Origin of the sequence: Nocardia sp. NBC_00508, assembly GCF_036346875.1 — a bacterium.
GTDB lineage: Bacteria > Actinomycetota > Actinomycetes > Mycobacteriales > Mycobacteriaceae > Nocardia.
Genome location: NZ_CP107852.1, coordinates 2,556,255 through 2,581,271, shown reverse-complemented (window position 1 = coordinate 2,581,271; position 25,017 = coordinate 2,556,255). Strand labels below are relative to the sequence as shown.

General features: G+C 69.7%; 8 protein-coding genes. 5 read left to right on the top strand and 3 right to left on the bottom strand.

All coding sequences use genetic code 11. The annotated features are described in order from the left end of the window. Positions 1-8 precede the first annotated feature (8 nt). On the top strand, positions 9-806 hold the full coding sequence (map, locus tag OHA40_RS11420; protein WP_330233029.1) for a type I methionyl aminopeptidase: 798 nt from the start codon (positions 9-11) through the stop codon (positions 804-806). Between the two features lie 761 nt (positions 807-1,567). On the opposite strand, the gene OHA40_RS11415 is transcribed toward map, so the two are convergent. The 3 genes from OHA40_RS11415 to OHA40_RS11405 all read right to left on the bottom strand — a co-directional run bounded on the left by OHA40_RS11415 (position 1,568) and on the right by OHA40_RS11405 (position 4,331). Continuing rightward, complete coding sequence (locus OHA40_RS11415; protein WP_330233028.1) at positions 1,568-1,996, bottom strand: DUF4254 domain-containing protein; 429 nt, start codon at positions 1,994-1,996, stop codon at positions 1,568-1,570. Next, entirely contained in the window at positions 1,993-2,451 is a 459-nt protein-coding gene (locus OHA40_RS11410) for a DNA-directed RNA polymerase subunit beta (protein WP_330233027.1), read from the bottom strand. Before OHA40_RS11410 ends, OHA40_RS11415 begins: the two co-directional genes overlap by 4 nt. A 356-nt stretch (positions 2,452-2,807) precedes the next feature. After that, positions 2,808-4,331 (bottom strand): hypothetical protein, encoded by a 1,524-nt coding sequence (locus OHA40_RS11405; protein WP_330233026.1) that lies wholly within the window; start codon positions 4,329-4,331, stop codon positions 2,808-2,810. Positions 4,332-4,496: 165 nt separating this feature from the next. On the opposite strand from OHA40_RS11405, the gene dtd reads away from it, so the two are divergent. The 4 genes from dtd (at position 4,497) to OHA40_RS11385 (ending at position 25,012) form a co-directional block, all read left to right on the top strand. Then, positions 4,497-4,940, top strand: coding sequence for a D-aminoacyl-tRNA deacylase (dtd, locus tag OHA40_RS11400; RefSeq protein ID WP_330233025.1), 444 nt, complete (start codon positions 4,497-4,499; stop codon positions 4,938-4,940). A 207-nt stretch (positions 4,941-5,147) separates the two neighbouring features. Then, a complete protein-coding gene (locus OHA40_RS11395; protein ID WP_330233024.1) occupies positions 5,148-5,474 on the top strand; it encodes a WXG100 family type VII secretion target in 327 nt (108 codons plus the stop codon). A gap of 18 nt (positions 5,475-5,492) precedes the next feature. After that, positions 5,493-6,020 carry a YbaB/EbfC family nucleoid-associated protein gene (locus OHA40_RS11390; RefSeq protein WP_330233023.1) on the top strand — a complete coding sequence of 176 codons (528 nt, stop codon included), beginning with the start codon at positions 5,493-5,495 and terminating at the stop codon, positions 6,018-6,020. Between the two features lie 14 nt (positions 6,021-6,034). Continuing rightward, positions 6,035-25,012: a WXG100-like domain-containing protein gene (locus OHA40_RS11385; RefSeq protein ID WP_330233022.1), complete on the top strand. Its 18,978-nt coding sequence runs from the start codon at positions 6,035-6,037 to the stop codon at positions 25,010-25,012. Positions 25,013-25,017 lie beyond the last annotated feature (5 nt).

Below are 25,017 nucleotides of genomic sequence, written 5' to 3'. Positions count from 1 at the left end.
GAGGCCGCATGGTCTTCCACCGCAAGAAGAAGGTCGTGCCGTTCCGGACAGCCGGTGAACTGGATGCCATGGCGGCGGCCGGCGCGATCGTCGGTCGCGCCCTGGTCGCCGTGCGGGCGGCCGCCAAGCCCGGGGTGTCCACTCTGGAGCTGGACGAGGTCGCCGAGCAGGTGATCCGTGACGCGGGCGCGGTGCCGTCGTTCAAGGGCTACCACGGTTTCCCCGCGTCCATCTGCGCCTCGGTCAACGATCGTGTGGTGCACGGAATCCCGACCGGCGAGGAGATCCTCGCCGAGGGTGACCTGGTCTCCATCGACTGCGGGGCGATCCTCGACGGCTGGCACGGTGACTCGGCTTGGACCTTCGGTGTCGGCACGATCATCGAGGCCGATCGGTTGCTCAGCGAGGCCACCAGGTTGTCGATGGAGGCCGGTATCGAGGCAATGCTGCCCGGTAACCGGCTGACCGACGTCTCGCACGCCATCGAACTGGGCACCCGCGCGGCGGAGAAGCAACACGGACGGGCCTACGGCATCGTCGACGGCTACGGTGGGCACGCCATCGGGCGGGAGATGCACCTCGATCCTTTCCTCGCCAACGAAGGTGAGCCGGGCAAGGGCCCGAAGCTGGTGGTGGGGTCGGTTCTCGCGATCGAGCCGATGCTTACGCTCGGCACCACCCAGACCAAGGTGCTCGATGACGACTGGACCGTGGTGACCACCGACGGCAGTCGTGCGGCACATTGGGAGCACACTGTCGCCGTCACCGATGACGGCCCGCGGATCTTGACCCTGCGTCCGGAGTAGTACCCGGCGGTCGCCTGTCGGACGTTCGATTCGGTGACACTGCGCGGCGAGGATCCGAGCCGCACCGACGCCAGGCATCCTGGTCGATCTCGCCGCGTGTCCCGTGTCGGCGCCACGCGCCGACCGCGGATCACCGGACGATACCCAGCTTGCGCTGGATCGGTGACGTCGTTCCTTGCGCCCGCGTCCTGTGCGTCCAACCGAAGCGATATGCCCGCGGCTGTGCCGGTGCGGTGTGTTCGCCCTCCTTCGTGCCGACTGTCCTGAACGATGCCGTCAGCGTATGGCGGGTCCGGTACCGGGCACCTGAGTAGATCGGTACTCGAATTCGATTGGCGCACCACGCAGTTCGATTCCGGGTACCATGCGCGCCGATTCGCCTGCGGTGACGGAAACCGCCGTGGGGTGCATATTTCGTATGCCTAGGTAGCGAGTCGAGGGCGCAGTGGTGCAGCGCCGCGATCACTCCGATCGCGGCCGGGTGCTGAGCCGATGTGGGCGCTGCCGATCCGAATCTGGGTGCGGGGATATGGAGACGCGCGGAATCCCGCCGACTCGACGCGGCTCAACGGCACCCGGTTGGCGCGGCGCGGCGCGACTCGACGGCACCCGGTTGGCGCGGCATGGCGCGGTTCGCCGATGAACCGGCCGCGGTGTGGGCGCCGAGTTCGCCCTGCTGGCGCAGGGTGCGGTGCCCGCGTCGCGACCAGTCCAACTCCCCAGGGCGTCCCACTCGTGGGATGGAACGTCGCAGCGGAACTCTACGAGGCGCCGGGCAATCTGCGGACGCCCGCGCTGACCTCGGCGGCCAAGTCGTCGTAGCCGACGGCCAGTTCGGCCAAGCGCTGCCAGGCGTCCCACAGATCCCATTCCGAGGCGCTGGCCAGCGCCGCATAGGCGTGCGCGGTGAACTTGGCCATGCGGTCGATCACGGCACCCATGGTCTCGGTGTGCACATGCGCCGCGCCGTGCGCGGGTGGCAGCTGAACGGTGATCCAGCGATCGATATCGCGAACCAGGCTCGCGCGCAGCGCATCGATCTCGTCCATCGACTCGCATCCCGCGCTGAGTCTGCGCTCGTGCAGCGCGGTGAGCTCGTGTGCGCAGCGCAGCATCGGGTTGCCTTCTTGGAGTTCACCGCGGCAGGCTTGCAGCACCTGATGTTTTGCGGGCAGGGCCCCGGTGTTCATCGCTTCCCTGCTTTCGCGCAGGACCGGACGGTGTCGACGATGGATGAGCCGTAGGGGCGGAAACCGTTGCGTGGGGCCACGATCCAGTTCCGATAGCGGCCCTTGACATCGGCGGGCGATGGCAACGCGATCTCGCCGCCGCTGGGCACGATCGAGACGTTGAGACGGAACATCTCGGCGAACAACCGGACGTCGTCGGGCAGATCCGGACGGGTCAGGAAGGTCCACCGTTCGGACCGTACGTGAGAGATGATCGGACCCAGCCCGGTTCGGTGGGCGGTGAGATCATCGCGGACCTTTTGTCCGAGCGCGGCGGGCATCGTGATCGCGCCGACCAATCCGGCGCGGACGATGATTCGGCCGATCTCCGGATGGACTCCGGCGGGCAGGTCGCAAGTGCGTCGATAGTAGGCGCATCGGGCGGTCGGGGTATCCGCCAACGCCGTTTGGTCCATGGGGCCCTCGGGTAACTTCGTGTGACAATTTCTGAGCTGCCCGGTCGGTGATGTGGCATCAGTGCTGTGATCCGTAACACCATTGGGCGCTGTCTCAGTAGAGCACTCCATGGAAGGGGATAAACATTCCGTTCAATTAGTTCGCAAGAATTTCGGACGCATATCAGTTACCGGTAGTTTCGGTAAATATTGCGGTTCAGCGCGAAGTGCCATCGTCACGGCGGCTTACCTAACATCTGGTCAGATGACCTGGGTGGAACCGGAGTTCGGACCTCCGGAATTTTGTTCACCGACGGCCCGGGCCGGTGCCCCGTATTGCGGGAAATCAGCCGACTCGGCGTCCGCCTGAGGGGCGATCAGGGCGTGGTGCGGAAGAACAGCACACGGTCGCCGTGCTCGGACAGCGGCGTGTTGACACTGATCTGGCGCAGGCCGCTGTCGGGCAGATATGTGAGGTTGGCGAACACCTTCGTGTTGCCGAACGCCGCGCGCAGCTTGGTCTCGGTCGCCCGGTCGGGGTTGTACAGGGCCAGCGTCTCGAAGTCCAGTGGCGCGAGCGGTTTGTCGAGCGGAGCCTGTCCGGCCGGACGGCCGAGCGCGGCGTATTGGGTGGCCGCGCCGTGTTCGTACCAGCACAGCTCGTAGGCCACGTTCTCGGTGACCGTGATCGCCGCCACCGGCCAGTCCTGGGAGAGACGCAGGGCCAGCGGATGTTTCGCCACCGGGGTGAGTTCCCAGTTCAGGCTCAAGACGGTCACCCAGCCGCCGTAGGGCTGATCGATCAGCACGATGTCGTCGCCGAGGGTGGTCGACGTGTTCTGCTCGGGCTCGCGGATCTTCCACTTCGACTCGTGCGTACCGAGGTAGCTCTCGCGGTCGAGGGGGTAGGCGTCATCGATGGCGTATGCCGCGATGATCGCGGCGCGCACCTGGGAGATGGCATCGCGTTCCGGGCAGTACACGCTCATCGCGCCGAAGGTGGCGCCGATGTGCACCGGCGTCGACGGCTGATCCGGCTCCGCGCCCGGTGCGAGCGGCCGCAGGCCGACCAGCGCCAGCTTCCAGTTGATTTCTTCGACGGTGGACAGGTCACCGGAGGACTTGAACATGATCTGCTGCTGGGTCAGCCGTCCGGCCTGCTCCAGGGTGCGGCAGCCCAGCTCGAGCAGCGCCCGGTGCGACTTGGGTGTGAGATCCAGATCCTGGACGCCGCACGCGCGCAATCGGATCGACATGGTGGTCGAGGTGAGCGCGGCGTACCGTTCCCGATACATGGCGATGGCCTGCTTGCGCGAGCGACCGATCATGAGCGTGCGCAGCAGGGTGCTCAGGCTGGCCAGATACTTGCCGGACAGCTCGGGGTTCGCCGCGGCCAAGCCGGCCCGAATGCGAGCGGCTTCCTCGGTCGCCGCCACCGCGGCGTCCTGGTCCAGCCTGCCCAGCCACACGCCGCATTTGGACAATCCGTCCGCGCATGGACCCGCGACGTCCGGATGTGCCTGCGCCACCTGGCGATAGACGTCGCAGGCGCGGCGGATCGTCGTGGTCGCGAGTTCCCGGCGACCACTGTGCCGCGCCGCCTGCTCGAAGGAGCGCAGCGCATCGTTCAGTTCGCCGGCCAAGCGGGCGGTCAGCACCTGGCCCCGGGACAGCAGGCGCAGCCGGATCGCCACCGCTTCCTCGGCGGGCGCCAGCGCCTCCCTGGTCCGGTCCCGCACCGAGCCGTTGGTCTTCGTGGCGATCAGACCCTTGGCGAGTTCGCCGAGAGAGGTGGCCAGACGCAGCTCGGACTCGACCGAACGGTCGAGTGCCGCATACCGATCCGCCGCGATCTGGCGCTCCAACGCGTCCAGATCCATCGCGCTCCTCGTTTCCAGCATGATCCTCCGCCACCGCGCGGCACCCGCGCACGCATCCTTCTGCGCACCGAGTTTGTCATGGTTGCCGCCTGCGCGCATCTGTATCCGGCCAGGCCGATCAGGCTGGGCGGTGCGGGCCCACCCATGTGCTCGGCCAGGCTGGGTGAGGCGGCATGATCGAGTCTTGTGCGAGCCATTTTGCAGCGTGTGAGTTCGGCGCGGGTGACCGTCGACGACCAAGTCGTCGGCCGCATCGATCCGGTGTCCGACGGTGTACCGCACGGCCTGGTCGCCCTGGTCGGCGTGACGCACTCCGACACCGAGGCGACCGCGAAGGCGTTGGCCGACAAGGTGTGGCGGTTGCGCATCCTCGACCGCGAGCGGTCGGCCGCGGACCTGCGGGCCCCGATTCTGGTGGTCAGTCAGTTCACGCTGTACGCGGACACCGCCAAGGGCAGGCGCCCGTCCTGGTCGGCGGCCGCGCCCGGCGCTGTCGCCGAACCCCTCGTGGAAGCGTTCGAGCGGGCACTGCGCGAACTGGGCGCTACCGTGGCCACCGGGCGATTCGGTGCGCATATGCACATCGATCTGGTGAACGATGGCCCGGTCACCCTGATGGTGGAGATGTGAACGGTTGGCATCACCAAACCCGCACGGAAATACCGCAATTCATCGTGCACGTCGATAGGTGTCCATCGCTGTCGCATGTAACTGGCGTGGCACTCTCCGTTCATTTCCGAGCCACGGGCGAGTTGCTCTCGGCTGTCATCGTCAGAGGCGTCCGAGTCGAACCGAAGGGGCGGGCCCGCCCCGCGTGAGCCCAGGAGGAGCGACGCCATGGCGGAGGAGCGGATCGAACTCGACCCCGACCTGCTGCGGCAGGCGGCACGGAAGACCGGACATGTCCGCGATCGCATCAACTCCGTGATGTCCACCCTGCAGACCTCGCTGGCCGGTCGCGGCGCGCCGTGGGGCAACGACAAAATCGGCGACAACTTCTACAACGGGCCCAACGGCAACGATGGCTACCGGGCCTCGCGAGAGAACCTGACCACCAACTCGGCGAACACGGCCAGCACCCTCGGCAATCTCTCCACCAACCAGACCGACACCGCCGATTACCTGGCTCGCCAGGATCGCCGCAACGGCGATGGCTTCCGGTAATCCGAGACGGCGCGGACGATGACGAACGAACTGGCCAAGGCGGAGATGGCCGCGCTGTTGGAGGAAGTCCAGGAGCAGATGCGCACCGCCGCCAGGGTGCAGCAGGAACGTGCTCGACTGGTCGGCAGCGCTTCGGTGCGCGGCAAGCGGGTGACAGTGTTCGTGAACGCGGACGGCACGGTCATCGAGACCAAATTCGGTCCCGGTATCGAGGACCTGAGCTACGCCGAGATCGCCAAGGCGATCACCGAGGCGGCGCAGGCGGCAGCCGTCGACGTCGCCCGCCGGGGTCAGCAGTTGATGGCGCCGCTGCACGATTCGCGAGCGCGGTTGCCCAAGCTGTCCGACCTGATCGAGGGCATGCCCGACTTCACACGTCAGGTCCCGCAACCGCCGAAGGTGTCCACGGCCCCGCCGGGTGCGGCCGAGCGGCAGGTGCGTGCCGCCGGTCCGGAAGACGGCAGTACCGCCATGGAATTCAGCAATGTGGAGACCTACGACCACGCCGGGGCCACGGACCGCGGAGTCACCGATTCCAGTTGGTGATCTGAGGTAATCGCATGGCTGAGCTGCCCGGGTATCTGCGGTGGCTGGAATGGGTGGCCGGCTCCGACTGGCCCGCGGGTGAGCCCGAGGGCATGTGGGCCATCGCGGGGGATTGGCGTACCGCCGCCGATGGTTTGCGCGACATCCTGACCGACATCGACGCGGCCAAGAGCGCCATGCTGGCGGCGTATCCGGACGGCAAAGGCAGCGAAGCGGCCGCGAAGCTGTTCGATGATCTGCGCAGCGGCGATCAGTCGTTGGCGAAACTGGCCGAGGTATTCGACAACGTCGGCGAGGGTGCCAACCAAGTGGGCACCGAGATCGAATACGCGCAGATCATGATGATCTCGTCGCTGGCGCTGCTCGCGGCGGAGATCGCCGCGGCCTGGATCTTCCCGCCGACCGCCCCCGCGGTGGAGGCGGCCGCGATCGGCTTCACCCGCGTCGGGATCAGGCTGCTGGCCCAGCGTGTGATGAACAAGATCATCCAGTGGACCTCGCGGTTCCTCGGTGAGAAGCTCGCCACCTTCCTGGTGCGCCACCTTGCCCTCGACACGATTATCGGCACCATGCAGGACCTGGGCATTCAGGCCTACCAGGTGAATGCGGGGCATCGGAACGGGATCAACTGGGAGCAGGTCGCGGTCACCGCGGTGAGTTCGGCGGCAGGCGCCGGTGCGGCGAGCCCGTTCGGCGACTGGATCGGCAACAAGCTCGGCCAGGAGATGCGGCCCTGGTTGCGTGGCGCGATCACCGGCGCTTCCGCGGGCGGGGTCGGCGCGGTCGCGGGATTCGGCGCCAGCGTGGTCACCCAGTTCGGCATCGACTGGGCGCAGGACGGCTGGGGTGCGGCGGTCGCGAACGCGAAGAACACGGAGTTCGACCCGCGGATGATCACGGCCGGTGTCTCCAATGGCGCGATGTCCGGAGCGAGCCGGGCGCAGGCGGATAGTTTCTACCGCTCCCGGCATCCGGAGTGGTACGCGCCGCCCGGGGGCAACGGCCCCATTCCGGAGCCGCGGATCGGGTTTCGGCCCGATGGTGCTGGTTTCGGTAACGATGGCGCGCTCGATCCCGCGGCTGCGAACGGCTTGGCGCCTGGTCCAGAAGGAGGGCCGAACGGGCAGGCCGCGGGCGACGGGGCGGGGAACGGCCACGGGGCGGGCGACGCGAACGGCCGCGGTGCGGGCGACGCGACGGCGAATGGGAATGGGAATGGGAATGGTTCTGACGATGCGAACGGGCGCGGGCCGGGGGACGCGACGGCGAACGGCCGCGGTGCGGGCGACGCGACGGCGAATGGGAATGGCTCTGGCGACGCGAACGGGCGGGGGACAAGCGACGCGAACGGCCGTGTAGCCGAGGACAATTCCGTTGGCGAGCGCGGCACCGCAGACGGCACGGCGAACGGCCATGCGACGGGCGACGCCGCCACGAACGGTCGCGCCGCTGGCGAGGCCGGTGACGGCACCGCGAACGGACGCGAAGCCGGTGACGAGACCGGCACCCGCACGCAGGACGATGGGGGCGCCACTCGTTCGGACAGCCAGGCTGAGGCAGATCGTCCGGCCGCGAGTGACGCGAATGCGCGCGGGGACGACGATTCGGTGCGTCGACCGGAACCGGCGAATTCCGATAGCGCGGTGCGTCCCGCCGCCGACCAGGATCAAGGCGCGAGTCAACCGAGTGCGCAAAGGGAAGCGAATATTGCTGCGGCACAGCAGGATACCGCTTCTCCCACGCGCAACCCGGAGACGACGGCGGTGCACAGTCCCGAGTCCACGGCGACCCGCGCTGTCGACGGCACTGTGCCGCGGACGGACGGTATGGCCGCCGGTCCGCTTACCCCGACTGGACCGGCAACCGCCGCGCCGCCATCGGCCGCCCCCCTGGCACAACCCGCTGGAACCACGGCCGGACCATCGAACAACCCGTCGGCCACCCCGGCACACGCGGCATCCGACACGCGCACGAACACGCCCGCTACCAGCGAGCCGCGCACGCAGGCCGGAGCCAGCGACCCGGCGCGCAGGCCACCAGGCGTGCCGGAAACCCGAGCGGGCGCCGCGGAGCGCACCGCCGGGCCCGCTACCCGCGAAGGAGCGACACAGGCGCGGGTCGCCGACTCCGAGGCCCCCCGCACACGGGCGTCGGACGCCGCGGAAGCCCGTGCACGCACGGACGAGGCAGATCTCCCCGAAGTTCGCGCCGACGCGGACCCGGACATCTCGATTCCACCGGAGAGTCTGCTCGTCGCACCGCCGCTGCTTTCACCGGATGCGGGCGCGGGTCAGCCGTCGCGTGGCGCGGCGCGGGTCGACCCTGGTAGCGACACGAACAGCGCTACCCGCGCGGAACCGACCGGCACGGCCGAACCCCCTGTGCCGCAGGTCGATCCGGCCAACCGGGGGGAATGCGCCAGGTTGGCGCTCGACGAGATCCAGCAGGGCACCGACAGCGACGTCATCCATGTGCCGGAGGACCCAGTGGGTCCCGCGGGCATGTCGCGGGCCGAGGTAGAGGATGCGGCAGGGGCTCCGCTGCGCGACGTCCCCGAGGCGAAGCCCGGCGAACCACGGCACCAGCCGATCGCAGACGCGTTGCTGGCGCGGAAAGAGGAGGGTGCGCGCGCCCTGGTCGTGGATGAATACGCGGGCCCGACCGACGAGCACGGCGTCGGCGCACACGCCTATGTGCTGACGGTGCGGCGGCATCCGCAGACCGGCGAGCTCTTCGTCGAGGTGTCCGATCCCGGCGCCGGTATCCGCGAGGGATTCCCGCCGCACGTGCCGAAGGAACTGCGCCGCGTCTCCGCGATCCTGTACGACGCGCAGGGCAATCCGCTGCATCCCGCTGGTTCCGATGCGGTGTGGTCCGGCGACCGCACGGGAGACCGGGACGGGCACCGGGTCGGCGATTCGGAGGATCGGCAGCCACCGTCCCGCCCCGATTCGGACTCCGCGGCGGGCATTACGCCGCAGAATGTCGATGTACTCGGCGAACCGGGGCCTGGGGTCACGCCGGAGATGCTGCGGGCGGCGATGCGGTCGGTGGCCGAAGACGGTGTCCCGCTGGTCATCTTCGGCAGTCGGCAGACCGGTGTGTCGGAGAAATCGGGCCTTCCGTTCCGTCCGGAGAGCGACCTGGACATCGCCGGAACAACCGCGGAATCGCTGTTCGCACTGGTGGACACGCACGGCGAGGGCCGGAGCCCGATTCCGATGGTCAAGGACGTGGCGGGCGTCTTCACGGAAGAGGAAGCCCTTGCCAAGGGATACCTGGTAATCAAGCCTGCGGAGCAGGCGGCTGCGCCACCGCCGGAGGACTCCGTCACGCCTGAACTCGGCCTCGACGACCCGCGGGAGCCGACCCCGCCGTCCGACTCCGACGACACGGCGGTGGAACCACCGGAGCGGCACCGTCATCCGGATGGCTGGCTGAGGAGTCTGCCGGACGAGGACGCAGCGGGAGTCCGGCAGGTGCTCGACCAGACCGAGGTCGGCCGGGCCGCGGCGGCCACGTTGCGGGAGGCCGGGGCGGCGGTTCGGTTCGGCGAATCCGGTGACGGCGCGGTGCGACCGGATGCGTTCAACGGCAGAACCATGGATGTCCTCGTGGGGACGCGGGATCGTAGCCAATTGGCTCAGGCTGCCGCGGTGGTACGGGCCGCGGCGCTGGCCGAAGCCGTGCTCGCCGGTGACGTGGAAGTGACACCGGCGGGGATCCGGGCAATGGATCGCGCGGACTATGTCGCGGCGCACCTGCGTGCGGAGGCTGCCGCGTTGGGCCGCGAGGCCGAGTTCAACCGGGAACTGCGTGCGGCGGGCTACGACCCGACACCCGGCCCGCTGCATGACATGACGGAAGCGGAGTACCGCAGGGCGCTGGAATCGGCGTATCTCGATGCCCATGACGCGGCGGTCGACGCGGCCCGCCGACAAGATCCGGGTATCGACGCCGATCAGCTGCGGCGTATCGGTCGCGAAGCCGGTGTGTCGGACCTGCTGGCGAGCGAGCGGTTCGATTCGCCGGACTACCCGGCCGCGGGTCACAGTCACCGCGATGTGGCAGGCCGGGAATGGGATGCCCAGCACCGCAGCACCGCACCGGACGGCATGCACGAGCATGTCCCGTCGTCACCGGAGTCGGCCAGGGCGCTACAGCAGTTGGTGCGCGAGCACGCGGCACTCATGCGGGAGATGACCCGGATCGATGCCGAATGGGATCGACTCGTGCAGCGGCTGCAAGGCGGCCTCAGCGTTCCGGACCACCTGATCGGACCGGACCGGCAGGCCGTGCTCGACCTGCTGATGGATCGCTCCAGGTTCGTCGTCTTCCGGAACTCCGACGCCGACATGCGGCTACTGGCCGATCTGGCCCAGCGGCGTGCGCAGGCCGAAACCGAGCGCACCCGGATCATCGAGGCCATCTCCGCGACGGTCCAGCGAGCCATGCCGGACACGCCGGTGCGGACCGACTCCGACACCGCGCCGACCAGACCTGTCCGGATCCACCTGGACGAATCCGGTGTCCTCTTCGTGTCCCCGGACGGCGCGGACCCGGTGCGGTCCGCTGGACCGGAGGCCGCGCCGCCCCCCGCGGCGGACCTGCCGAGCAACCTGACGGCGGTCGCCGACCGAGCGGAAGACGCGCTCACCCGGACCCGGAATCTGCTCGCCTCCACCGATTTCGGTCGCTGGGCAGCCGATGTCCTGGAGCGGCACGGGGTGCACATCCGGTACAGCACCGAGCCGGAGGCGCGCGCCCAGCGCAGCGATGGTGGCCGGTTCGAACTGGGCCGGGCCGCAGGCTACGACCCGATCTCGAACACCGTGGTACTCGACCTCGCCGACAACGCCCGTCAGCAAGCAATGGCCCTGGTCCGTGCGGCCGTGCTGGCCGATCAGCTGAGCGTGACCGGAGGTCACCCGCTGGAGCGGTTCACGCTGTCGCGCGACGAATACGTGGCGCTGATGCTGGACCGCCAAGCCGAGGCACACGCCGCCGGGTTCGCCTTCAGCAGGCAGCTGCGGGATACCACCGGCGCGATCGGATCGCTGGCGGATCCGTTGGCGAGGGAGTACGTGGCCGCGCGCGAACAGGCCAGGCAGACTGCGGCCGACATCTACCGCAGGCGCAATTACGGCAAGCGATTCATCATCGGCGGGGACTGGCTCGACGCGGCGGCGCACCGTGCCGGTGTCCGTGCGGTGCGTGCGCACTTGGCCGATCTCGGCCCCCTCGTCGAGGGCCACGACTACGCCCAGCGGTACGGGGCGGAATGGGACCGGGCCCATGGCATCGGACCGGGCACGGACGCCGGGGTGACGTCCCACCCCGCGCGGGCTCCGCGCGGTGACACTCCCGCGATGCGGGACCAGCGCAGCCGGGACTATGCGCTGGACATCGAGACCTTCCGGATGCTGCGCGAGTCGGGGAGGTTCGTCCCGATCAGTCCCGCGGAACGTGCTTACGCCGATGCCTACGACAAGGCGTACCGCAAGGCGAGCCGGGCCGCCGAGCGTTCGGCCGATGCACCGCCGCCGGAACGCGTCGCCTACGAGGCCGGGCGAGCGGCGCTTCGGCGCTACATCGACAAGGTCGGCCTGGAGACGGCCGAAATCGCCTTCGATGTCGTGCGTTCCGTCGACAACGACGGCCCGCGATGGGCGAATCCGCGCCATGCGGAGCCGAACGTCTCGGACAGCGCCCCGGTTCGCGAACCCGCCGACGCGGCGCCGATGCCGGCCGATGCCGCCGATCTCGTACGCCGTGCCGTCGAGGGGCAGCTGCGCCTCGAACCGGGCGGTGAGCCGCTGACCGACCACGTCCTGGCCTATCCGCGCGCGCCGGGATGGGGCAGGGTTCCCCGATTGGTCGTCATCGCTGTCGACGGGCAGCACATGGACGCTTTGCGTGAGCTGGCGGCGAACCGGCCGGAGTACAGCGATGTGCTGTGGAACGGCACGCACTGGCTCGACTACCGGCAGGTGTCGCGCGGACCAGACGGTGAGCTGGTGACGAAGGAGATCATCGCGTCGAAAGCCGAGGGACCGCACCGCCGCCCGAACCGGGATGAGACAGTCGCGGAAATGCTCGCGCATTACTTGCGCTACCGCGCCGAAGGCTTGACCGAACTCGGCTACGACGCATGGATCAAACAGCTCGACGCGGATGCGTTCTACACCAAGGCGGATCAGCGGGATGCCCGACCGACGCTGAAGGCCTGGCGTGCGGAGGGCAGGCTCCGCGACAATTTCCCCGCGGTCGGCCACCGTGCCGTCCAGGCCGATCCGACGCTCGGGCCGCCGCATCCCGCGGAGGTGGCGCATCGGTTGTACACCCGTCAGCTGATGCTGCCGGTGCAGCTGCCTGCCGATGGGGCGGCGCCCGCGCAACGGTACGACCTGCGGTGGAGGATGGAACACGTCAGCGTGCGCGGCGAATCCCTGCCGATCCAGCTCCTCAGCGATGGTAACGGCGGGTGGCGGGTGCCGCCGCCGACCGGGTCGGACACGATCTCCGATGTGCTGGCTCGTCAGTTCCAGGGCTTGTCCGAGCGAACCGCGGAGCGGCTTGCGGACCGGATCGGCCGATTGCTGCAAGATGGTTCGGCGGACCTGAACGAGCGCGGTGCGCCGCGCGGTTTGCTGGGGCGGATGTCGGAACGGTTGTCGTTCGGACCGCGCCAGGATGGCGGTGCCGCGTCGCCGGAGAAGCCTGCTTTGCCCGACCGTTCTCTGCCGGATGAGATGGCCGTCGACGACGACGGCACAACCCATGCCGCGCCGGACCGGGCCCACGCGCCTATCCAGGACGAGTGGTCGCGCCTGGATCCGGAGCAGGTCGGCGAACGCTTGACGGAGCTGACGGGTCTGGAGACGTTCGGATTCGACCGGCCCGGCCTGGATCCCGAAGCAGTGCGCGAATACGCCAGGGCCGTCATGGATATGCGGGCCGCCCACCCGCATGTCGATCTGCGCCGGGTCGGTATCGGGCCACTGCGCGGCTGGGTCGCGGGCCGGGCGTATTCGGCGATCGATCCGGCGACCGGCCGGACGTATACCGACCGGATCATGATCAGCGACCGGGATCTCTCGGATCCTGACGCGTTCCGGGATCGCTTGCGGCGCAACGTCGACGCCGGGCGCTTCGACCAGAGTGTCCTCGACCGGCCGATCTACAGCGTATTCGTGCACGAGTACGGGCACGCGATGGATCACGCGGGCAATCGAGCTGTCCACGACGTGGTCGATGACGTGCTGCTGCAGCACTACACCACGAACCATGCTCCGGCGACGGTCGAAGGTTACCGGACCTGGTTGCGCCAACTCAGCGGCTATAGCTTCGACCAGCACGATGTGCTCGACCCGAAAGAGGCCGTGCCCGAGGCATTCCGCGACGTGGTGCTGCGCGGCGCGAACGCCAGCGAGCCCGCCCGGCTGATCTACGACCTGGTGCGCCGCGCCGCGGGCTTGCCGCCGGACGGTCTCGGCCTTGCCCCGCGACCGGATTCCGCTGACCCGGGAGGCATTCAGGAACCACCGCAGGCAGGCGACGACGGACCACACCGCGACAACGACGCACTCGAAGCGCCCGACGAGCAGCAGCCCGTATTCGACGACGAATGGTCGCGGCTGGACGCCACCGAGATTCAGCGAACGCTGGAACAGCGGCATGGGCTTCAGGTCATCGGGTTCGACAATCCGAGAGCCGATGTCGACATCCTCAGAGAATTCGCCAGGGCGATCGATGAACGCCTCATCCGCTTCCCGCAGATCCACCTGGACAGCGTCCGGATCGAACCGCTGGACGACGGGATCTTCGCGAAGACCGTCTCGATTCACCGGCCGACCGACGGACGTCCGCCGTACGCCGAGTCCATCGTTCTCAACGAGACTCTCGCGACGGACCCGGTGAAGCTGCGCCGTGCCGTCGCGCTCAATGTCGAAGACGGGCGGTTCAATCCGGCCTACAACCGCAGACCCACCTACAGCATCATCGTCCACGAGGTCGGCCACGCCATGGACACCTCGGGCTCACCGCTGACCAGATTCCGCGTCGACGCGGACCTGGTGCGGCGTTACACGGCGACGCACGAGAACCCGACGCCCGAGGGCTACGACGAGTGGCTGCGCCAGCTGCCCAGGTTGTGCTTCGACGCCAGGGACGCCCTCTACAACTCGGAGGCATTGCCCGAAGGGTTCGCGGACGTAGAACTCAACGGCGACAACGCTTCCGAGCCCGCGAAGGTGCTGAATGCCGCGCTGTTGCGCGCGCTGGAGCAGAACGGGACACCACGCTCGGGAACCGGAACGCCGCGCACCGACTCCGACGACATGGCGGTCCCGCCTGGTGACGACTCGCCGCCGCCCGAACCACGCGACGACCGTTCGGAGTGGAAGCGGCGGATGGATGCCGAGCAGGACGAGTGGAACGCCCGGATGCACGCCGAGCTGGACGATTGGGTCGCTCGCCAGCGCGAGAGCGAAGCGTCCCGCGGGCTCGCCCCGCCCGAGGGAGCCGAGCCGGTAGCCGAGGCAGGCGGCGGGTCGAAGAAGCCCCCCGAGGAACCGAAGGCGCCGCCGGTATCCGAACCCGACGAGCCTCCGGCGTCCGGGCAGGAGGAACCCGAGGACGGGCAGCGCGACTCGGCACACGAGGAGGCGGTCCGCGCCCACGCCGACGCGATCACCCGGCTCGACGAACTGGCCGCCAGGATCCGTGTGCTCGCCGATTCGCTCCGGACCTCCGTGGCCCCGGAAGACCTCGCCCCTGAACGGATTCGAGCGACGGTCGCCGACTTGTCCAGCCGGACACTGTTGCCGGAGGGCGACGACGCGCGCGTGGCGGAACTCCGCATGCTCGTACCGGAATTCGAGCGCGCGGCAGCCGAGGTGGGCGACCTCGCGGCGCGGATCGGCCTGATCGAGGAATACGACAGGTTGCTCCAGCAGCGCCAGGACCTCGTTCGTGAACGCGAGTTCGTCCGTGCCAAGGCCAACGAACGCGCGGCCAACCTCGGCGTCGATGATTCGACCGAATGGGTGCGCCGGGACGCGGATTCGCGGGACGAGGCGATTCAGGCGTTGCACGCGAGCTCGCGCACCGACATCGTCGACGTGAGCGGCGGTCTCGAGGAAGCCGACCGGCAGGTGCGCAAGCCGGTGACGGACGAGGAGCGGGAGCGACGCACCGAGGCGCTGCGCAAACTGGTGGCCGCGACCGAGGAGTTCACCACCCTCGACGACCGGATTCGCCGCGTGGACCAGCGCCTCACCGAACTGGAGGAGGCGGGCGTCGCGCGGCACCGCCCGCCATCCGACGAGGCGGCCGCCGAACTGGACCGAATGGCACGTGAGCGGGCCGAAGAGCTCCGGCGGATCAAGCCCCGGCGTGGCATGCGCGACGACCTTGCCGTCCGGCTCGGGGTGGTCGATGACTCGGGCAACCCTGACGAGGCCGCGCTGGGCCCCGCCCGGCGCGAGGAGACGATCGCCGCGCTTCGCGCGCAGGCGCAGGACGAACTCCGCAACGGAGCACTGCGGGTCGACGAACTGCCTGCGCGGTTGCTCCAGATCGACGGGTTGGCCGATGCCGCGGACGACGTCAACCGAGCGCACAACCGGATCGGCCGATTGCAGGACGAGATGGCGCGGGCCGCCGGAGTGTGGCGGCGACTCGTCGAGGCCGAGGGCGGGCGGATGGTCACCGACCGAGTCGGCATCGTGGAAGGCGAGCGGCCGCGGATCATCGTGCTCGGTCCGCGCAGCGACCCGGCGGCGCCGCGCGCGGATCATGATCGCGCCCTCGCCGATGCGCTGCGTCGCGACGCCGCGGTCGCCCAGGCTTTCGTGCGCGAGGAGACGACGGTCGAATACCGGCAGGTGCTGGCCGACCGCGAGGGTAGCGCGCGGACGGCGGACATGACGCCGCCGGAAGTGGAACACCTCAGCAGCGGCTGGCACGACGGACGACGCCTGCACATGACCGCCTGGCGAGACGCCGAAGGGAACCTGCACCCGGTCGACCCGACTCGCCCCACCTGGACGACCAACCGGGACGGCGGCACTCTGCCGAAGAAGTACAAGACGAAGGACCTGCCGGACGGCGTGAGCGGGTGGGCGATGGAAGACGTCGTCAACGACATCACGCTGCCCACCGATGACGTACCACCGGGTCAGATCCCGGAAAGTTCGCTGCCGGTGCACATGCCGCAGGCGCCGTCGCAGTACGACACCTCCCATCTGCCGCGGGGGATGGACGTGTTCAGCCAGCACTGGGGCGCCGACTCCTACAACATCGTGCGCCTGATCCTGATGGCGGCGTTGGTGCCGAACCACCCGGCGGTGAAGGCCTGGATCCAGCGTCATCCGGAGATCGGCGAGTGGGTGCTGGCGCGGCCGTGGCTGCAGAAGATTCCGCCGTTCGGCACGGTATTCCGTGACTACGAGTGGTTCGCGCCGCCGGAGCGCAATATCCAGCCGATGCATCGGCCGTGGGATCCCGCCGAGCACGGCAACCCCGCCGATCGCGTCGAGATTCCGGAATCCCTGCAGCGCGAATGGGATGACGACGTAGCCGACTGGCGCCGCGTGCAGGAGTGGGCCGACAGCGAATACGACCGGTTCCTGGCCGACGACAGTGATGTGGACCGGATCGTCGAGGGGCTTGAGGCGTACCGGCGGGCGCGACAGGAGGCGGCGGCGCGCGACGTGGTCGACATCGTCCGCGACGAGCTGATCACGCGGGACCCCGGCATCAACCCGCTCTTGGACGTCGACGCCCAGCTGTTGCACATGCAGGATTCCATCGATCGGGTGGCCGGAGAGTTGGCCGACCGCTTCGCCTCCGACGACCTCGACGCCGTGCGCGACACCGTTGAGGACATTCGCGAACTGCTGCACTTCGGCACCGATCCGGACGCCATCGCGGCGGTCCTCGCCGAGCACATGCGCGACGACGTCCCGGTGTTCACCCGCGACCAGCTCCAGCAGATCAAGAACCACCTCATGGTCGACGAGCATCGGGTGCGCGATTACACCGACCCCAACGGTGCGTATCTGCGGCGGCCGATGGACCGGCTCGCCGATGTCGCCGAGGCGTGGCATCGGCTCATGGCGGGCGAGCCGCTGCCGCAAGATCTCGTGCTGCTGCACGATGCCCTGGCCGAGTCGGAGTTCTTGCGCGCCAATCCCAGCGCGGGTTGGCGCGAGGCGAACATGCACGCCATCGGTCTCGGCTATCACTGGGACGCGGACCGCCCGCCGCTCACCGGCTGGCGCGCAGGCATCCCGTACGCGGTCCATCCGGTCGCGCCGAATCCCGCCTGGCTGCCGCCCGGCTCGGGGACAGACGGCCCCGAACTGCCGCCGCCCGATGGACCCCGGCCCGCGGTGAATCCACCGCGACCGGACGCACCGGGTTCCGGCGGGGTCAGACGTCCGGAACCCGCCGACCCGGCGGAGTCACCGGAGTCCGCGACGGGTCGACACGAGACCTCACCGGACGAACCCCCGGCCCCAGCTCATCCGAACGAGCTGCCGGGGTCCGGAGCAGACAGGCTCGACGCGGGATCTGGAGAACCGCCCGAATCCACAACTGATGGACGCGACGCGGAGACCGGTGAGCTTCCCGAGTCCGCGACCGGCACGCGGGAATCCGAATCCGGTGTGCTGCCGGAGTCTTCGACCGGCCGTCGGGATGACGCGTCCGACGTCCCGACGCCTTCGGCCGGTGAGCCGGGCGATGTGCGGGTGTGGCCGCCGGAGTCGCGTCGAACTCCGGGGCAGCCGGAGCCTACGGATGCGTCCGAGTCTTCGGCCGGTCGTCGGGAGGGTGCGTCCGGTGCCCCGGAGCAGATAGGCGGTGCGCCAGGGGAGGTTCAGGGGCGGTTGCCCGAGACCGGGCAGACTCGGGACCGGTCGGGATCCTTCGATGGCCCGGAGGTGAATGCGGGCGGCGGAGCGCAGAAGCCGCCCGGCGAGCCGCCGGCGCCGCCGTCCTCGCCCGAGGACGGGCCATCGCGACCCGATCGGCTACCCGGTGAACCCTCGGACTGGTTCCTCCGCATGCAGATCGAGCAGGCTGAATGGAACGCAAGGATGGCGGCCGAGCACGCGCAGTGGCTGCATGAACTTGCTGAGCAGCCGTTGCCGCCGGACGCGACGATCGTCGATGAGATGCGGCAGTTCGCCGCTCGGATGCGCGCGGAGAACGCGGATATGGCGGCTCGGGTGGCGCAGCAGCGCGTTCAGGAGTTGCGCGATCTCGCCGCCGCCCGCAGGACCGCGGAGCCCGAAGCCGGGGCGCCCGAGCCGGAATCGCCTGCCGCCCATCGGGATTCCTCGGCTGGGCCGCCGCGAAGCGATGATCGCCCGGCAAGCCCGGACGACTGGTTCGAGCGGATGCGCGTCGAGCAGGCCGAATGGGAAGCCCGCATGGACGCCGAGCGCGCCGAGTGGCTACGTGGACTGTCCGACCGCGATCCGGAGGACAGCTGGGCGCGCTTGCAGGCCGAACAGGCCGAATGGGAAGCCCGCATGGGCGCCGAGCGGGCCGCCTGGCTGCGCGAGATGGCGGGACCGGAGAGCGCGAACCAGGTCGAAAGGCGCGGTGCAACACACGAATCCGAGGCGGGGACGGCGGAGCGCGCTACCGAGTCGCGGAGTGCCGCGCAGCCCGGTGAAGCAGCGACTCCGCCGCGCTCGGATCGTTCGGAAAGCGAGGCCGAGCCGCCGGACTCCGGCAGCGCGGGTCTACGGCCCGACACTTCCCGCGCCGATGCGGACGGCGCATCCCTGAAGCAGGAGGGCGCGGCCCCCGCGCGACCGGACGCCCAACAGCCTCGTCCCGGCGAGCAGGCGCAGGACGAGACGGTGCGGCCGCAGGCACGGGACGCCGAGGAACACTCGTCGCGGCAGCGGGATTCGGCATCGCAGGGCAATGGCGAACCCGGCGACGTGCGGGTGTGGCCGCCGCAGCCGGGACAAACTCCGGAGCAGCCGGGATCCGCCGATGCGCCCGAGGCGAATGCCGAGGGCGGATCGCAGAATCCGCCGGACCAACCGCCGAGCCCGCCGCGACCGGACGAGCCGGAAGAGCCGGGCTCGCGCGGATGGCGCCGAGACGGTCCGTCGCGGACACACGAGCCGGTGACACCGGAACTGCGCGACGCACTGCCCGCGCTGCAGGATCGGATCGCGCAGGCCGCCGCCGCCCGCCGAGCGCTCGCACGGAGCATCGCCGATCGCGCGCGGCAGATCGGGCTGCGTACGGAGGGGATGACGCCTCACGAGATCTCCCGCGCGGTCGACGAACGGATGCAGGCGGAGATCGCGCGCGCCGAGGCATTGCGCAACCGCGAGAACGTGCCGAGCGGCGAAATGGTGCAGTACTTCGACGATCTTCGCGCGGCCGAGCGACGTGTCGCCGATCTCACGACTTTCGTCCGCGCCATCCGGTCGGACCTGAACCGCTACCACCGGGCGGTCGCCGAGGAGAACAACGCCTGGACCGAGGCCGGGATCCTCGCCGCTCGCGACGTACTGGCCGCCGAAGGCGCGCGGATGGTCGCCGAGGGCGTCGGTGTGCTGCCGGACGGGCAGCGGGTGATGGTGGCGTCACCGCTGGCCGAACCGGATCCGGTGCTGGCGCCGGAGACCAGGCGGCAGCTGGCCGATCAGGGTGTGCGCATCGATTACCGCCTTGTCACAGTGGACGAGAACGGCGTACACGTCACCACCCTCCGGCCGCCGGAGGAAGGGGGGTCGCCTGCGCCGCCGGCACCAGACAGGCCTGGTTCCGGCCCCGCGCAGGGGGATTCGCGTGCGGCCCAGCCGCAGGCCGGACAGCCGCGTACCACGGCCGAGCCGAGCAGGCCCGAGCAGGTTCGCGCAGACCAGATCACGCCCGAGGCACAGGCGGAACTCGAACGCCTTGGCGCCGAGCGTGCGGAAGCGGTCGCGCGCAGCGAGGAGCTGCACACTCGGCGTGATCAGTGCGCCGAGCGGCTCCCGGTGGACCCCGCGGCCGACCTCACCGCCGACCGGCTCGACGAGACGCTGGCGGAACTGCGCGGCAAGACCATGCGGGTCGACGAAATGCCGCGCAGGCACGCCGAGATCGATGCGCTGGAAGACGCCGCGAGGGCCTGCAACGACGCGGACGAGCGCGTCGCCCGACTGGACGAGCAGATCGAGGCCGCCCGCTTGGCGGGAACGCCGGAAGGCGTCTACCACGCGCTGCTGCGTGAGCGTGCCGCCCTCGCCTCGGAGCGCGAGTTCTGGCGGGCGAAGCGGGACGACCGGTTCTCCCGCTTCGACACCCCCGGCCGCACAATCCACGACCCGGACGTGGCGCTGAACCAGGACAACTTGACCGCGATGATCGAGGAGCTGACCGCGGACCTGGTCGGCGTGCGGGACATCGCCGGTTTCGGTGACGAAACCGACACGCAGATACCGGAAGTGGTGGGCGAGGCGGAGCGCGCGCAGCGCTTGGCGACCATCTTCAAACTCCAGGAAGCCGCGGAGCGGTTCAACGAGGCGGATCAACGCCTGGCGGAACTGGATCAGCGCATCGCGCGACTGGAAGCGGCCGGCGCGGGGCCGTATCGCCGTCCGGACCAGGAGACCATTGCCGAGCTGGAACGACTGGTAGCCGAACGCGCCGAGATCAAGAACGCGAAAGACAAGTTCGCAGACCCGGACGCCGCTCTCGCGGAACTCGATCGGCGCATCGACGCATTGCGAGCCGACCTCGCGCCGCAACGGCCGTTGCCGTCCGCGGAGGTCGCCGCCGAACTCGACCGGCTCGGACGAGAGCGGGCCGATCTGGTCTTGGGCAGCAAACCGTGGCGGGTGATGCGCGACGACATCGCCGCGCGCCTGCGCGTCGATCCGGACCGGCTGGGTCCGCATGATCTGGCCGACACGCTCGACGAAGTGGCCGGCCGGACCATTCGTGCCGATGAGGTGGCCGAGCGGGCCAGGAACCTGGAGTTGCTGCGTGAGGCGGCCGAACGGGTCAACCGCGCCGAGAACGAGATCGGCAGGCTCCAGGACCGGATCGCCGAGCTGGGCGGCGCCTGCCGCGACCTTCTGGCCGAGGCGGGGGCGCGCGGCGTCACCGATCGCGTCGGCATCGTCGACGGGGAGCGGCCGCGCATCATCGTCGTCGGTCCGCGTGGCTCGCTCGACAGCCCGCGCGCCGACCACGACGCGGCGCTGCACGACGCGTTGCAGCGCAGCGCCGCCGTCGCGCAGGCGTTCATCCGGCCGGAGACGACCATCGAGTACCGGCAGATCATCGCCGACCGTGAAGGAGGCTGGCACACCGAGGATCTGGCGCCGCCGCGCCGGGAGTTCGTCACCTCGCGGTGGCGCGACGGCGCCCCCGGCATCCACCTGACCCGCTGGCAGGACGCCGACGGCGAATGGCATCCGGTGAACCCGGACCGGCCCGGCTGGGAGCCGCGCGGCCACTCGGGAACCGTGCCGAAGAAGTTCACCCCACGCGATCTGCCCGAGGGCGTCAGCGGGTGGGCTGTCGATCCGTTCCAGTCGGCGCTGGTCGATCCGTTCGTCGACAACGGCCCCGGTATCAACCAGGACCTTCTGCCGGTCATCCCGGGCGGCAAGCCGCTCGACCCCGGCGTGCCCACCTATGAGCTGCCATTTGCCGACGTCTTCTACAACACGATGCGGATCATCCTCGAGTCGGCGAAGTTGTCCGGATTCACCTGGTTCAGCGACAAGAGTCATCCCGGACGGATACGCCCGGGATTCAAGGGGCATCCGTGGTTCCGCGCGCCGCGTCCAGACGTGCAGCCGATGGCGCGGGAGTGGAACGTGCGCGACGAAGTGCCCGACCGCGGCGAGCTCAGCGAGCCGTTCCTGGAAAGACAGCGTGCGGCGCAAGCGAACTGGGCGCGGGTGCAGGACTGGGCCGATGGCGAGTACCAGCGCTTCCGCGCCGATGACAGCGACATCGACACGATCACCGACAACCTCGCCGCGCACCGCGAGGCCGACCGGACCGCGCGCGCACGGGATCTCATCGCCCAGATCGCACACCAGCTCGCGACCCGGGGCGATGTCGACCTCGACGCGCTCGCGGAAGGCCTGGCCGGTCAGTTGCGCGACGAACAGCCCGGCGACGCGATCCAATTGGTGACCGATCTCAGGGACATGCTGCGCGAGGCCACCGGCGTGGTCGACCTCACGGACCTCGCCCGGCCGGTGGCCGATCAGCTCGCCGACACCACACCCGAGTTCACCCGCGACGAGATCGAGCAGATCAAGAACCACCTGATGCGCGACGAGCATTTGGTGCGCGACCCGCGCGACGGTGTACTGGTCCGCCGTCCACTGGACGCGGTGGCCGACGTCGCCGAGGCATGGAACCGGCTCATCGCGGGCGAGCCACTGCCGCAGGACATCTTGCTGTTGCAGGACGGCCTCGCCGAGTCGAATTACCTGCGCGCGAACCCGACCGCCACCTGGCGCGACGCCAACCAGCACGTCATCATGATCGGCCTGGACTGGAACGCCAACCGCCCGCCGCTGACCGGCTGGCGTGCCGGAATCCCCTACGCGCCTGCCCCGCTCACACCGGACCGCCAGCTCCCGCCCCGCGCGGACACCCCAGAGCTTCCCCCTGGCCCGGAACCTCCTCCCAGGACTCCACCGAACCCGCTTCCTCCCGCAGAGGACGCGGCGACATCGTCGCGTGCGGAGGAACGCCCTGCCGCCGCCCCGTCGCACTCGACTGAGGGAACGGACGGCGCCGACCGGTCGCGGCGTATGCCAGAGGAATCCGAAGGCGGCCGCCGACCCGCTGAACCCGCGACCGATCGCGGCGACAGCGGGCCGGAAGAAGGTGGTGCGGGGACGGTCGCGCCGCGCGATCCGCTACCGCATCGACCGGGCTCTGGCGCCGCCGCCGCACCGCCGGTGCGGAAGGATGATGCGCCTGCTAACGACGGCGAAGACGCGGAGCCCGGCCGATCGTCGGTGCGGCCGCAGGATTCCGGCGAAGGAGAATCGCCCCGTGCCGGTACCGCGGAGCCGAGTCAGGCCGACCGGTCGACGGTGGTGGACGGGAAACCGCGGCCGGACGAGGAAGATACCGAGTCCACTCGGGACTCCGACACGCAGTTGCCGGAGAGCCCGGAGACCGGAGCGCGGTCCGGGCGCAGCGATACCCCGAACCCGCCGGAGGCAAACACCGGCGAGAACGGCGACGACGACTCGGAACCGCCAGGCTCGCAGCCCAATCCGCAGGGCACCCCCGGTCGTTCTTACCTGCCTGGTTCGTCGTTGCGATCGCATATCCCGCACCCGCCGAAGCGCTACGACTTCGATATGCCGGATCCGCTGCACATCCTCGTGCAGCACCTCCCACCCTTGCTTCCACAGCCACAGCCACAGCCACAGCCACAGCCACAGCCACAGCCACAGCCACAGCCACAGCCACAGCCACAGCCACAGCCACAGCCACAGCCACAGCCACAGCCGCCGGAGTTGCCACAGCCACAGCCGCCGGAGTTGCCGGAGCCGCCGGGGTTGCCTGAGCCCCCGGAGTTGCCGGAGCCGCCGGGGTTGCCTGAGCATCCGGAGTTGCCGGAGCCGCCGGGGTTGCCTGAGCCCCCGGAGTTGCCGGAGCCGCCGGGGTTGCCTGAGCCCCCGGAGTTGCCGCAGCCGCCGGGGTTGCCTGAGCCCCCGGAGTTGCCGCAGCCGCCGGAGTTGCCAGAGCCCCCGGGCTTGCCGGAGGGCCCGGACTTGCCGCGGCTTCCGCAACCACCGCGGCTGCCGGGGTTGCCCGATCATCCGGGTATTCCGCAACTGCCGGAGCTTCCGCATGCGCCGGATTTGCCGCGCCCGCCGGGGTTGCCGCTCGGCCCGGACCAGCCACCAGCACCAGGGCCACCGGCCGCACCGGAGCTACCGCATCGGCCCGACCTGCCAGGCTCTGCGGGGCACCCGACTGCGCCGGACGCGCCCTTCACGCCGGACCTGCCCGAGCCGCCGCGACTTCCGCATGTACCGGACCTCCCGCCGCCGCATTCCTCTGGTCCGCAGCAGTCGTTCCCGCCGGAATCCTCGGTTTCCCAGAATGGCTCGACGCCACCGAGCGAATCTGCCCTGTCGAATGGTGCGGGCCCGGGCGCCACGAATGCACTTGGGACGCCGATGTATTCGGGCGCGCCCACCGGTTCGCCCGACACGCCGGTGCCGACGACGCGGCCGGATACGCCGGATGCAACGGGCCCCCCAAACCCCGCACCAGCCCTGGATGACGCTTCCGGAAGCAACGAAGGTCCGTCATCCAGGCACACCGCACCAGACCCGGCACGCGAATCGCCGAGCCGCCAGGAATATTCGGCTCCCAGGGCGGACCCGCACATCCCGCAGCCGGACGTCGGCGCATCCAACTCCGCGACTCCACCGACCATCCAGCCCGGACAACCCGGTGCGCCGGGTATCCCCGCCATGCCGCCGATGGGCTCGCCGTCGTCCGGTTCCGCGCCGTCGCGTGCGTTTCCACGTGCGTCGTACGGCAACGGGCGAGATCAGAGTGGCAATGACGGGCCTGCCATCAGGAGCGGGATTCTGGTTCGCGCGCACACCGGGTTCGGTGAAGTCGCCGACTTCGACCCCGTGACGGGAGCTCTGCGCGGCGTCGCGCTCGGCGTCGGGCCGGTCGGCGGGGTCTTCGGCGAGCTCGGGCCGATGCAGATGGTCTTCTACCGGGATGGCGCCCGCCTGGTTCTTCGCGTGGGTGAGCGGGTGATCGATCTGGAGGACGAGCATGTGGGCGCGCAATGGCAGCAGGTGGACAATCGCACCACACGGTTGGTGGTGACCGTGAGCGGCACGGTGGTGTGCGACGTGCATTATCCCGCGGTGCCGCCCGACTTCGACCTCGGCATGCTGATCCGCGACGTGCTCGCCGACCCGGTCCGGCGCACCCGGATATTCGCCGGGTGAGCCAG